Source organism: Bacteroidales bacterium (genome assembly GCA_013141385.1).
GTDB lineage: Bacteria > Bacteroidota > Bacteroidia > Bacteroidales > Tenuifilaceae > UBA8529.
Window position 1 is genome coordinate 1 of record JABFRB010000008.1, and the last position, 14,578, is coordinate 14,578.

Annotated in this window: 12 protein-coding genes; all 12 read right to left on the bottom strand. The window is 26.5% G+C overall.

Annotated features, from left to right (window positions below; genetic code table 11):
- Positions 1-779: 779 nt before the first annotated feature.
- The gene (locus HOO91_04795; GenBank protein NOU16859.1) at positions 780-1,367 is read right to left on the bottom strand and encodes a sugar transferase; all 588 of its coding nucleotides are present in this window, start codon (positions 1,365-1,367) and stop codon (positions 780-782) included.
- 10 nt (positions 1,368-1,377) lie between these two features.
- Positions 1,378-2,589 carry a DegT/DnrJ/EryC1/StrS family aminotransferase gene (locus HOO91_04800; GenBank protein NOU16860.1) on the bottom strand — a complete coding sequence of 404 codons (1,212 nt, stop codon included), beginning with the start codon at positions 2,587-2,589 and terminating at the stop codon, positions 1,378-1,380.
- Positions 2,590-2,728: 139 nt separating this feature from the next.
- A complete protein-coding gene (locus tag HOO91_04805; GenBank protein NOU16861.1) occupies positions 2,729-3,958 on the bottom strand; it encodes a glycosyltransferase family 4 protein in 1,230 nt (409 codons plus the stop codon).
- A 1,103-nt stretch (positions 3,959-5,061) separates the two neighbouring features.
- Positions 5,062-5,964 carry a UDP-3-O-(3-hydroxymyristoyl)glucosamine N-acyltransferase gene (locus HOO91_04810; GenBank protein ID NOU16862.1) on the bottom strand — a complete coding sequence of 301 codons (903 nt, stop codon included), beginning with the start codon at positions 5,962-5,964 and terminating at the stop codon, positions 5,062-5,064.
- A gap of 312 nt (positions 5,965-6,276) precedes the next feature.
- On the bottom strand, positions 6,277-7,272 hold the full coding sequence (locus HOO91_04815) for a ketoacyl-ACP synthase III (protein ID NOU16863.1): 996 nt from the start codon (positions 7,270-7,272) through the stop codon (positions 6,277-6,279).
- A gap of 3 nt (positions 7,273-7,275) precedes the next feature.
- Positions 7,276-8,025, bottom strand: a complete 750-nt coding sequence (locus HOO91_04820) for an SDR family oxidoreductase (GenBank protein NOU16864.1) — start codon at positions 8,023-8,025, stop codon at positions 7,276-7,278.
- The gene (locus HOO91_04825) at positions 8,026-9,081 is read right to left on the bottom strand and encodes a ketoacyl-ACP synthase III (GenBank protein NOU16865.1); all 1,056 of its coding nucleotides are present in this window, start codon (positions 9,079-9,081) and stop codon (positions 8,026-8,028) included.
- On the bottom strand, positions 9,081-9,311 hold the full coding sequence (locus tag HOO91_04830; protein NOU16866.1) for an acyl carrier protein: 231 nt from the start codon (positions 9,309-9,311) through the stop codon (positions 9,081-9,083). Before HOO91_04830 ends, HOO91_04825 begins: the two co-directional genes overlap by 1 nt.
- A 208-nt stretch (positions 9,312-9,519) precedes the next feature.
- The gene (locus HOO91_04835; protein ID NOU16867.1) at positions 9,520-10,158 is read right to left on the bottom strand and encodes a PIG-L family deacetylase; all 639 of its coding nucleotides are present in this window, start codon (positions 10,156-10,158) and stop codon (positions 9,520-9,522) included.
- Positions 10,159-10,301: 143 nt separating this feature from the next.
- Positions 10,302-12,131 carry an asparagine synthase (glutamine-hydrolyzing) gene (gene asnB, locus HOO91_04840; protein ID NOU16868.1) on the bottom strand — a complete coding sequence of 610 codons (1,830 nt, stop codon included), beginning with the start codon at positions 12,129-12,131 and terminating at the stop codon, positions 10,302-10,304.
- 12 nt (positions 12,132-12,143) lie between these two features.
- Positions 12,144-13,244, bottom strand: a complete 1,101-nt coding sequence (locus HOO91_04845; protein NOU16869.1) for a glycosyltransferase family 4 protein — start codon at positions 13,242-13,244, stop codon at positions 12,144-12,146.
- 11 nt (positions 13,245-13,255) lie between these two features.
- Positions 13,256-14,503, bottom strand: a complete 1,248-nt coding sequence (locus HOO91_04850; GenBank protein ID NOU16870.1) for a hypothetical protein — start codon at positions 14,501-14,503, stop codon at positions 13,256-13,258.
- Positions 14,504-14,578 lie beyond the last annotated feature (75 nt).

A 14,578-nucleotide genomic window follows, 5' to 3' on the forward strand; every position in this document is an offset into this window, starting at 1 on the left:
GACTTTAACAACCAATAAAATTATTATAATTAAAAACAAAAGAAAAAAACCTCTTTTTGAACCCGACAGAAAAACAGGTAACGAAAAAAAAAGTAATAAAAGATTATATATAATATTTTTTTTAATAGAGATAGTTCGTTGCAGATAATATATAATTGTTATAAATCCAAAAATAATTGGAATTAATGAAAAATTATAATCATAACTTAAATAATTGTTTATAGGGTCGATTGGGAATTCACTAATCGACAAAATATTTGAAAGTGAAATAATATCAAAAATAATCAATAGATTAACAAACGTAATAAATACTCCAAACAGTAAAATCAAATGAATAAAACTTAAAAAAAAATAATTGATCGATAATTTAGTGGACGATATAACATTCAACATAAAAACAATAGAAATAATAATAAAAAGGTTAATAATATCCTTGAAAATAGATAAATAAATTTTATCTGAAAAATAAAAAGATAATACCAATATTATGAAAAGGATAATTATTATATAAATATTTTTAAAAAAGGAAATACTATCTTTTATTGCCTTTTCTCTATAAAAGATGATAAAATGAAAAATAGAATAAGGATATAAAATAAGAAAAGGATATTTAAATAAAGGAATAGAAGGTCTAAATATAAATAATAATAAAGTAATATTTAAGATATATATTTCAATTTGTATCTTTCTTATTGACTTTGGTAGAATCATTAACATGAAAACTATTATTTAAAAGAAATAAAATTAATTTTTAATGTAAGAAAGTTCTAATAATTCTACTATAGTATTTGTTTAATAGTGAAAAATATAATTTTAAAATATCTACTCGTTGTTGGATTATTAATATATTTCATATTCAAATTTATTTTATTTGGCATTATTTCTTCAATATATGTTTTTTCAGGATTATTTGAAAGAGCGAGGATCTCATTTTCTTTTGAATATTCCAGAGAGGCATAATCTGTAATACCAGGTTTTACAGTTAAAATGATTTTTTGTTCTTCGTCATACAAATCTACATATTTTCTAACCTCAGGTCTTGGACCAACAAAACTCATATTGCCAATTAATACATTAACTAATTGAGGTAATTCATCAATCTTATATTTTCTAAGATAATAACCTATTTTAGTTATTCTATTATCTTTTGCCCCCACTGTTAATAATCCCTTTCTATCAGAATTAACAATCATAGTACGGAATTTATATAATGTAAAGTCAACATTATTTTTACCTACTCGTTTTTGCAAAAAGAAAACATTCCCATAATTGTCAAATATGATTATAGTAGAAATAATTAAAAAAAATGGAATAAATAATATTAGCCCCACTAAACTAAAAATAATATCAAAAAATCTTATTAACATAATAACTATTTTAGATTACCTCATTAACTGATTGAATAACAGCATTTATGACTAATTTAATTTGTTCTTCGTTTAGATCATAATAAACAGGTAAAGAAATTTCACGGGAATAATTATCAAATGCAATAGGATAATCTGATATTTTATAACCTAAATTCTTATAAAAACTTAACATCGGAATAGGTAGAAAATGGACATTAACCGATACATCTAAGTCAAATATTCTTTTAATTATTTCATCTCTTTGACTTTCTGAAATTCCCTTAATCCTCAAAAGGTAAACATGAAAAGATGATATTTTATCTTTTGTTTCATAGATTGGAATTTGAGCCCATGAATATTTCTTAAATATTTGATTATAGGTATCAAATATTTGTTTTCGTTTAATTAATGTGTCATTATCATAACGACTAAGTTCCACCAGTCCAATTGAAGATAAAATATCAGTCATATTAGCCTTGTAACCCGCTTCAATAATATCATACCTCCAATTCCCTTTTTGTACTTTAGAAAGAGCATCCTTATTCTGACCATGTAAGGAATATATACACAAGTATCTATAAATTTCATCATTATCAAATGGCTCCGGTAAATTTAAAGCAATTGCCCCTCCTTCTGCGGTAGTTAAATTTTTTACTGCATGAAAAGAAAAAACTGATATATCTGTTGTACAACCTACTTTTTTACCTTTATAAGTAGCTCCTAACGAATGAGCAGCATCTAAAAGTATTAAAATTCTACCCAATTTTTCTTGATTTTCATTATTTGCTTTAAATAGTTTTATTATTTCTTTTTTTCTTACCAGTGTATTTATTTCATCGATATCAACAGGAAAACCGCCCAAATCAACGGGCATTATTACTTTAGTTTTATCAGTTATAGCATTTTCTATTGCTTTCAATGAAATATTAAAATCCTCTGAATTAACATCTACCATAACAAGTTTGGCCCCACAATGGATAACAACATTTGCTGTGGCACAATAAGTATATGCAGGTACAATTACTTCATCTCCTTCCTTAATACCATACCATCGTAAGATTAATTCTAATCCAGCTGTTGCAGAGTTTAAAGCTATTGCGGACTGACAATTACAGTACTCAACTATTTTTTTCTCAAACAATTTGGTTTTAGGTCCTGTTGTAATCCAACCTGACTTAAGGGTATCAACGACTTCATCAATAATTTTCTGATCAATTCGAGGTGGTGAAAATGGAATCATAATATTGTAATAGATTATTAGTTTACATTATATAATAAAGTAATTTTTAATTAACAATGGAGTAAAATCATTTTAATAATAATTATAATTAATAATAAATCCAAAAATATTTCAAGAAAGTATTAGTTAATTTATTTTGTTAAAGTTCATTCTCTATTTTATTAATAAAAAGTGAAGCCAAATTCTTATAATCGTAATTATTAAATATAAAATTTTTTCCTCGTTCTCCCATTGAAACTCTATCATTATCAAGCATATTATAAATAATCAATATTGCATTAGATACTTGCAAATGATCTTCAGCGGGAATTGTTATTCCACAATTACATTTTTCAACAATCTCATTTTCTACATCAGCTGATAAAATAATCGGTTTTGCAGCCAACATATAATCAATTAACTTATTTGGGGAAATTCCGTGTTTATGCAATTCCGTTTTTACTCCGCCTATATATAAAACATCTAATTTAGCTAATAGTTTTGGAATGGTTCTTTTTGGTATGGGTGGAAGAAAGATAACATTATTTAATGATTTAGCTTGTTTTTGTAAATCTACTTTTGAAGATCCATTCCCTACTAAAATAAAATAAATATCTGAATTATTAATTAGCAGTTGGGCAGCATTGATAAGCACATGCATTGCATTTGATGGTGCATGCCCTCCAGTATAACCAACTAAAAATTTTCCATTATTCTTTAATTCATTTATAATTGCAAAATGTTCAAAAGGAACTTCTTCTTGTATTGATTCCAATTCAATCTTATCATAACCATTTGGAATATGAATGAATTTACTAGGCTCAAGACCATGATTTACCATATGTTTCTTTGCATTTCCCAAAAGAGAAACAACGACATTTGATTTTTTATACGCAAAATTCTCAGCCATTTGTAAAAGCATTATATATGGATGATACTTGGAATATCCTCCAATTATCATTGGTGAAAGCGGCCATAAATCATGAACTTCAAAGCACAATTTGGCTTTAGATATTTTTGCAATCATAAATGATGGGTAAATATCTAAGGGATAAGTTGAAGATGCTATTACCAAATTGGGAGAGAATAACTTTGATATTTTCTTTCTAAAATAAATAAGTTTTAATACAAAAATTAAAATATTTAAAATACGTTTTATATTGCCTGAATATGAAGGTGTTTTAATCCAATAATATGTTATACCCTCAAATTCATCTTTTGATAATTCTTTAACTACACCAGGTTGTGAATTTCTTAAATGAGAATTTGAGGCTCCTATAATAAATACTTTATGACCTAGATTTACCCATTCTTTTGCCAAATAATAAGGTCTAAATTCCATTCCTAGTTTAGGATTGCCAGCATAATGGTTAATAATTAAAATATTCATCTTTTAAAAAATATTTAATTCTAATTTATAATCAAAATGTCTCAATTGTTGAAAAATTTTTAGGTTGTTTATATAAAGCCTTATAGAAATGAACTTTAAAGAAATATTCTTTCATTTTTAGTTTTATAAAATTCATATAACCTCAAGGATTATAGTAGAAAATATATTAAATATGTATCCGTTTAAATAAAAAAATCAAACCTTTGCGCTGTCATTCCTGCGAATGCAGGAATCCGCTTCTTTATATCCAGATTAAGGGACTTCGCCCAGAATGACAGTTAAGTTTGCTTATCAAAATAACCTAAATGGATACTCATATATATTAATATCTTATTGATGATATTATGTTAAAGAATAGAAACAAATCACAATTGTAAAAAACACCTGAAGGTTGAATTGTTACCATAACTATCTTGACTGCTCGTCCTTTAAAGGTAACATCGAATACTCCCTAAAACATCTTAAAATTAACTGAGGCTGCACAATAAATTCTGAAAAAATGATTTACCCATCAAATCCATAGTTTCCTGTTGGGGTGATGACCCGCATATTCACATTTCGCCGTGAAGCTATATAGCATAACATCAACTCGAAGCATTTGATAAACAACATGATATGCTTGTTCTGAATAATATTGTTTAATATGTCTCCAAAAAAACGTATTTCTATTAATTTTCAATACAGGTGATTGTTATAGTAAATAATGTATCCTTTAAGTTTTCTTTTCAACAGTGGGAAGTTAATGACCTAAGTGTAAGAAATTTATAAACGTTGATCCTCCTCTAACTCAATATATAGCGAAACTTTTATGAACTACTATTTTGAAAATTATATTACTAAAAAGAGAAAAAGTAAACAAATTAGAAGAGAAAACATTAATTTTTATAAAAAACTGATTACATAGTCTAATAATACTATAGAAACTATATTCAGTCAGATTATAAAAATATTTTGTAATAGAGAATTAATGTAACAATACTCATCTAATTGATTATCGCACTATTGATACTTGTATTTGCTATTACTTTTCAAAAGTATTTTATAAATAGCAACTTAAATTATATATTTTAAATAAATCATATCTTTAAAATTATTAATTCTCATTAATAGTCAATAATTCTTGCTGGATTTCCAAATACTTTATTCCCTTTTTTAATATTTTTTATTACAACAGATCCTATTCCAATAAAAACATTATCTTCAATATTTAATTGATTTAATATTTTTACTCCAGGTCCAATCCAACAATTTTCACCAATTACAGTGCTTCCTGCAATACAAACATGCCCTGTGATTAAACTATTTTTCCCAATAATTACATTGTGAGCTATAATTGTTCCATCATCAATTTTAACTCCATCATAAATAATTGTATCTGAAAGCGCTCCTTTGTGTATTAAAACATTTGAACCAATATCGACATTGTTTTTTATTACTGTTTTTCCTAACTGAGGGAAAGATTCCCACTCTCCTTTTTCGTTCTTTTCGTAACCAAAACCATCTTTACCAATAATTGCTCCAGCATGTATTTTACAATTTTTTCCTATTTCAACATTATTATAAACATAACAATTACCATAAATAACTGTATTTTCCCCAATCACAGCCTCTCCAACATATGTAAATGCACCGATTGCGGTGTTTGGATGTATTTTTGCATTTGGATGAATTATTGCAGTGGGGTGAATGCCCCAAACTAATTGTTTGTTTAATAAAAAATTAGCGATTCTTAAAAAAGTTAGTTTTGGGTTTTCAGTTTTTATAAAACACTTTACATGAATTAGATTTTCCTCTATCTCAACTTTATTATCGACAATAAAGATTTTTGCATGTGATGATTTTATTATTTCATTCTTATTTTTTTTTGTTGACTTAATCCATACTAACGAAAATTCATTTGCTTTCTCTAATGAATTGAAATTCGTAAAATAAATATTAGATTTATTTCCAATTATTTGACAATTAACTAATAAATTTTCTATTTCTGAAAGAAAATACTGTTTCATCTAACAAATTTTATAGTGAAAAACATATAATAGAACTACTTTATGTATCTCATTCTTGAGTTGTTATCCAATTTTATTCTAATTATTTCAACTTATAGTAGGGTTTTAGGATAGTAAAAAATTCCAATAACACTTCAAGTAATTATATTTAAGGTAACACATTGATATATAATTTTTTATAAAAATAGAAGTATATGGTTTCATGAACCATTGTTAAAATTTCACCAACAAGAATTTATACTATTAACTGATAACAAAAAATTGCATGTTACCTTATAATAAGACCAAATTAAAAATAACTTAAAAAATATTTTAGATTTTTAAAATTGTACCTCCCCAAGAATATCCTACACCAAAGCCAGCAAGAAGTATATTCCCATTTAATTTATTTTCTTTTTTTGCTTCCTTCAATGCTATAGGAATGGTTGATGAAACAGTATTCCCAACATTTTCTAAATAGAAATAAAACTTATCTTCATCTATTTTAATTTTCTTGCGAAGAAAATTCATCATATACTTATTTGCTTGATGGAAGATGAATAAATTAATTTCTTCTTTTGTTAAATTATTTTTAATTAAAGTATCGGAAACCAATAAGGGAACAGCATCTAATGTGAAATTAAATATTTCAGAACCATTCATAAATAAATTATCAGAACATATTGGGTTTTCATTTTCATCAAAAAATAAATCATTTGATTTCAATGGATCCCGTAGCCCACCTGTTTTAATAATTAGATTTTCAGCACCTCGACCATCAGTCCCTAAACTAAATTTCATAATTTCTGCAAACCCTTCAACTGAAACTAAAGTAGCTGCTGCAGCATCACCAAAAATGGTGCGATTACCTTTATCTCTTGAGTGAATATGCTTTGTATATGTTTCCGATGTAATGAGCAATATATTGTTTGCTATACCCCCAGCAATTAGACCTTTGGCTAAAGCTAAACCATAAACAAAACCAGAACAACCTAAGTTAAAGTCCAATGCTCCAGCCTTTGTAGAAATTCCTAATTTGTTTTGTAAAATACATGCAGTTGTAGGTAGAAAATAATCAGGACTTTGTGTACATAATAAAATAAAATCAACCTGAGATGGCGAAACAGAATATTCTTCAAATAACAATTTGGATGCATGTATAGCCATATCACCAGCCGTTTCATTTTTTGCTGAAATGTGCCTTTTTGTTACTCCAATTTTTTCAGCTATCTTATCAACAGACCATTCGGGGAATTCTTTAACGAGGTCATAATTAGTTAAAAAACCTGAAGGTAAATAATAAGAAACCGCTTTGATATATGCTTTCATAATTTATAATAATGTATATCCACCATCAATTAATAAATTGGAACCTGTTGTCCATTTACTTGCATCTGAAAGTAGATATATTGATGCAAAGGCAATTTCCTCAGGTTTTCCATATCGATTGAGAGGATATTTCTTTGTGTCTTCTTTTAGTTGCTCTTCTGATATTATTCCGGCATCTAAAATACTTGTCTGAATCATTCCTGGACATATTGTATTTACTCTAATATTTTTGGGAGCTAATTCAATAGCAATATTTTTAACAATACCATTAATTGCTCCCTTTGATGCAGAATACATTCCACCTGCAACATAGGAACAGTATACTCCCGAAATTGATGAAATAAAAACGATTGAGGCTCCATTCTTTATTTTCTTTTGTTTCAAAAGTGCTTGGGTAATAAGTGTAGGAGCAATAAAGTTCACTTGCATAATTGCCATTAGATCACTCTCATTAACAAAACTAAAAGGAACTGTTTTTGTGAATCCAGCGCAATGAACTAAACCATCAAGAGATGACGCTTTAATAATAAGTTCTTGAATCTCATCCTTTTTTGATAAATCAGCAATTATATATGAATGACCTTCACCATCGAGTAAGTCATAAGTTTCTTTTAATCGACCTTCATTTCTACCTACAATAACAACTTGTGCATTCATCTTTGAACATTCAATCGCAATTGCTCTTCCAATACCTGACGATGCACCAGTAATCAAAATAGTTTTACTATTTAATGAAAACGGATTATAACTCATTTAAATTTCAATTAACGTTGAACATACGATATTAGATAAATCGAAATAAACACTTCCCCAGGAAAGGCCAACTCCAAAACCACATGCTATAACTTTTTGTTTTTTATTAATAAGATTTTTATTACATTCAGTAACAAGAGTTAAAGGTATTGAGGCTGAACTTGTATTACCAAAATCTTTTAATGAGTATGGAACTTTTTCAGGTGGAAGTTTTAACTTTTTCCTTATTTTTTCGTTCATAAATAAATTTGCTTGATGAAAAACAAAAATATCAATTGAGTTTTTGTCAATGTTGAAATGCTCACACAATTTATCAATAGTTTCTGGTGCTTTTGAAATACCAAAGGAAAAAACATCCATTCCATTTAAAAACAGTTGCACATTTGATCGCGCAATACCAAATTCAATCTCATGTTCTATCAATGATAATTCATTAAATGGTACCCTATAACCTCCATCAGATATTTTAATAGCCTCATAACCACTACCATCAGTAGCAAGATGGAAATTAAAACCATAACTTTTTTCATTGAATTCTAAACAAGTTGCGGTACCAGCATCTCCAAAAAGAGGCCAAGTGCTTTTATCATTATTTGAACAAAATTTAGTAACTGAATCTCCAACGAGCAATAGTCCTTTTTTGAAACTATTGTTTTGCATTAGTGATGCTATAACGCTTAATCCATATATCCATCCTGAACAACCCATTGAAATATCCAATGCATAACAATCTGTAGACAGTTTAAGTCTATCTTGTAAAAGACAGGAACTTGCTGGAAGAATATAATCAGGTGTTTGTGTTACAAATATCAGACAATCTATTTCATTTTTATTCCAACTGATATCTTTTAGTAGTTGCTCAGCAGCATGAAAGCATAAATCAGCAGTAGTAGTTTGATTATTAGCCAAGCGATGACGTTCAACACCTGTTGTTGAAATAAATTTTAATGCCTCATCGTTTTGGAATAAATGGTAATTTATATTTTCCTCAATTGTTTTGGGTACACAAGCAGAAATTCCACTTAATCTTACATTTTTAACATCAAGATACGCCATTATTTTTTCAGTTTAACAATATTATATAAGTCTTCAATCGTCTTTGAATTTTTAATGTCATCCCCTTTTATCCTTACATTATACACATCATCAACCATAGCTATTATTGAAAGAGCCAATAATGATGACCACTCTTCTAAACTTCTAAATTCTGTTGTAGCGGTAAATTTATTTGCTTCAGTTTCTTCAAATTGTGAAGCAAAATTTTGAATGAAATCGTTAATTTCCATATTAGTATCTATTAATATTAATTTATAATCTCTTGTACTTATGTATACATTATGTGTTTAAAAATCACTTTTGTCTCTTTTAAAAAGGTCATATTCTTTGTGTAATCAAATTTTACAACTATGCAATTTTAATTTAAACTCATACTTTTCCATAAAATATAAAAATATTTTATGGAAATTTAAAAATAAACTCGAAAGATAAGAATAATTATTCAATAACTAATCTAATTACTTCAAAAGACTCAGCATAATTTGCACCGATTTGAACCCCTCTTGTTCTAGCTAAAGAAAATATAAATTCTTCTGACATATAATCTCTTATTCCTTGAGATTTATATTCTTTTAAAGAGTTAACTTTTGCCTGAATATGTCTTTTTTCTAATCTTATAAAAGATGTAGTATTAAAAGTTAAATTATTCCATATTAACTCATAACCAAGAATAGTTTTTGTTTTAAAAGCTCTCAATCCTTCATTTGCTATTGTGGAATGATCCTGATGAATATCATTAAAACAAGGCATAAAGATTATATCTGGTTCAATTATTTTTTTTATTTTAATAAGTTCTTCAAGAATTTCTTGTCTAACATAATTTAATTTTCTTACTTGATAATTAAAAATAAATAAATTATCATCTTTAATTCCTAATTTTTTTGTAGCTTGCTTTACTTCGGTTTTTAAAATATCTTTTGGCCAACCAACTGGAACTGATTCTTCAGCAGTGGAAAAGGCAGCATAAAATACGGTTGCTCCTTTTTCAATAAAATTATTAATGGTTCCTCCCGCTCCTAATTCACCATCATCTGTGTGAGGTGCTAGCACCAATACTTTTTTAAATTTTTCGATCATCAATTTAGTGTTTAAAAGGATTATTTAATTTAATTTAATTTAATTTAATTTAATTTAATTTAATTTAATTTAATTTAATTTAATTTAATTTAATTTAATTTAATTTAATTTAATTTAATTTAATTTAATTTAATTCAATTCACTTATACTTCAAAATGCTTTCTAGCCCATTTTTCTGCAATAAATACTTTAGAAATATCATCGCAAGATATTTTGTTACTTCCTTTTAAAAACAAGTCATAATAGTTAAGAAATTTCTTTTTATCAATAATTCCTAATTCATCTAATGTACTTTTACTAAATATATCTAATATGTCATGCTTTAAATCTTTTCTTAACCATTTATCTTCTGGAACACTAAAGCCTTTTTTATCACGTCTCCATCGAATCTCTACTGGAAGTTCATTAATGGATTTTCTTAAAATATATTTTGTCCAACCATTTTTAATTTTTAATTCAGTATCAATACTTAATAGCAAATTCACTAAACGATGATCTAAAAATGGTAATCTTGATTCTAAAGAATTAGCAGTAGAATTCCGGTCTTCAAAATGAGCGAGGATAGGCACTGAATATTTATCAATATCAAGTATTTGTCGATCTCTCATAGAATCACATTGCCATGTATTTTCTAATTCACCATTTAATGTGATATAACTATCCTTTTTATTGACTAAAGATGGAATGTAACGTTTTGCAGAACTTAATTTAAATTGCCATATAACAGTGCGATAAAAAATAGATAGTAGTATTTCTTTGCTCATTCTATAATACTTACCTTGTTTCTTCAATTGATCCAAGTAAAAGAAAAAGAATTTCAAATAACCCAACATTATTTCATCGCCTCCTTGTCCGCAAAGGACAACTGTTATATCAGTCTGTTTTTTAATTCTTTCAAAAATTAAATACTGTGCTATCACACTAAAGCCACCAAATGGCTCATCTTGATGAAAAATTACTTTATCGATGTTTTTAAGTACATCATCATTTGTAAATATAAGTTTTTCGTTTTTTATATTTTTTTCGACTGAAAGAATATTAATAAAATGCTCTTCTGAAGCCTTTCGATCATTCGACACTACAGAGAATGTTCGTAAATTATTATTCGATAATTCATTTGCAATTAAAGAAATAGCAGACGAATCAAGTCCTCCAGAAAGAAGTGCCCCAAGATTAACGTCGCTTCTTAAACGTATATTAATGCTATCCGTAAATAGTTCCTTAAATTGTTCAAATACATTTTTTATATCAAAATCAACATTTTCATAATCCCAATATTGCTCCTCATTAATCAATCCATTTTTCAAATTGATAATTAAATTCGTTTTAGGTTTTACTTTTAATATATCTTTAAAAAATGTTTCATTATTATAATCAAGCACAGATTGTTGAAGGTATTTATAAAATACATCATTATTAATTGATTTTTGATTTAAAAAAGGTAATAATTGTTTTATTTCACTGGCAAAATATATTTGATTTTCATTTTCATAAAAATATAACGGCTTAATTGAAAAACGATCGCGGCTAACAATAATTTTCTGCTCTTTTAGGTCAATAATAATAAAAGCCCACATACCATTAAATTTGTAAAACCCTTTTGAACCATATTTTTGGTATATTTTCAAAATTACTTCTGTATCCGTTTTTGTTTTAAAAATTATGCCCTCAGATTGTAATTGAGTTCTTAGTTCAACATAATTAAAGATTTCACCATTAAAAATTATAATATAATCATTATCAATCATTGGCTGATTACCTTCAACTGACAAGTCTATAATAGATAATCTACGATGTCCTAGGAATATATTATAATTTTCACTATCAAATTGTTTATTCTCAGAATTAATAGTTAATAAGCCACATGCATCAGGTCCCCTATAATCTATAATATTAGTAGATTTTTTAAAAATATCGTAATCGTTAGTACTGAAACTAGACTTTAAATTAATGGCTGAAAATATTCCACACATAGATTTACTTATTTAGTTACAAATTCTAGTATATAAATCAATTAAAATAGCTTCTTCTTTTTCCCAGTTGTATTTTTCCTCAACTACTTTTCGTCCATTCTCACCCATTTTTTGAGCTATATCATTGTTATTCAACAAATAATTTATAGCTTGGCTAATATCATTTGTATTCAGTGGGTCCACACATATACCACAGTTATTTTCTTCTATTATATCTTTCCATAAGGGGAAATTTGAAGCTATAACTGGCAACCCAGCGGACATGTATTCAAACATCTTTATGGGTAGTGAATCCATAAAAGTTGTAATTGGATGTAATACGACCAATCCTATTTTAGTTGTTCTTAATATTTCTTTTGTTTTTTCTCTGTTTACAAAACCATAATATATAACCTTTTTCCATCCTTCTAGTGTAGTTACTGTTTCTTTATATTTAATATCGTCAAACAAACCAGCTAAATGTAATTTACACTCTATCAATTCAATTGCCTTAACAGTTTCATACAATCCTCGTACAGAGGTAATTGAACCTAAATAACATATCTCATTTTCCTTTTTATTCCACCTTTTTGTTTCATGAAATTCAGTTAATGATGGATAATTTTTTATATCAATAGTATTAATGTTAATTGCATAAAATCTATTTCTAATATACGGAGTAGAGGTAATTATTGCTGAAAATCTTTTGGCAGCATAATGTTCAAATAATTTAAAACAATTTGAAAGAATTAGTCTGAAATGTTTATTAATATAAGATTTATACAAAATATCTTTGGGAACATCTTCATGAACATCATAAATAACTTTTTTTCCCATACTTAATAATCGTAATCCAACAGGAATAAGTTCAGGGTCATGAAAGTGATATAAATCACAATTTAATTCTTTAGCAGTTTTCAAAATCAGTTTGGAAACACTAAACATCCTGGAAATTCTATTTCCTTCATGCTTCCCAACATCAACTATATCAATGTTATTAATTTTCTCCCTACCAAAACCATCAGATACAATTAAGTAAACAATAAAATTCTTGGATAGACTACAACACTCCTTATAAAAAATTCTTACATCGTTACGCGAATGAACTGATGTTAAATGACAAATGCGTTTCATTAAAAAAGTAATTATTTTTCTTTTAAAACTAAAATACTTAAAATAATCAATAAAAACATGCCACTTGAAAGAATTGATGTTAAAAAAGCACTACTTAAAATTTCTAAAATGAAAATGAAAATAACACCAAAATATCTTTTATCAATATTAATCGAATTAAAATATGCTAAAATAAGTGAAACTAAAAATCCCCAAACTACTCCACCAATTATTCCAAAATTCATATAGCCATCTGAAATAATTCCATTATTAGCATGATTGCCTTTATTAAAAAAAGTTTCGCCAATTATAATTGCAGGATCCGCAGAATATGGGTATTTAATAAAATGACTTAAAATACTATGTGATAAATACAATGGTTGATGTTCAAAAAATTGAAAATAATAATGATTTAGTAATGCTGGCAAAAAAAATATTCGCTGAACTACAATGCTTTCATATATTTTAGTCGAAAATACTAAATCTACTAATGGACAAATTAAAATTATCATTAAAATATAAGTAAGAATTTTTTTTGTTTTTATTTCATAGGTACTTCCTAACAAATAAAATATTACAATTATAAAAATTGAAAAAAAAACACTTTTATGTCCTGAAACCATAAAAATAAACAACATCATAAATAATCCTGTTAAAGCAAACAAATACTTTTTATGAGTAAATCCATAAATAATTGCTATAGGAGCAATTACCTTAATTATCCAAAAATAAAAATATGAAACCGGAAAAGTTAGATTTTTTGTAAAAATCGCTCTTGTAGAGTAGATGTCATGTAATAACAAAGTTTGTAAATTTATTGAATGAATATATTTAAAAAAAACGGGAATAAATAAAAGTAATGGTAGCACAAATAAAACAAGAAATGTACTAGTTTTATTTAAACTAATTTGGGGTAATTTAAAACGAATTGTTGAGACAAAACAAATGAATATTAAAAATATTCCTATAATACAAATAATGCTTCTTTCAACATTCATATATGAAAATAAAATCAAATTTGGAATAAAAGACCAAACAAAGACAATAACATATACCAGGTATATAAAGCGGCTTTTACTGTATATGTATGTTAATAGTAATAAAAATAAAAAAAACAATATTTTAGCCTCAATATATCTAAACCAATTAAAGTTTAGGGTAAAACCATAGTATTTAAAATTAGAAACTATATAGGTACAATATAATACTTCAAGTAAAATTGAAATTATTATTAATAAACCTGCAACAATTAAAATATTTCTATTTATTTTATAAATCATTAACCTTAAATCTTAACTTGATTGATAAGCATATTATTTCAAATAATAATTTCTTCGTTAATCATTTTATGGTTT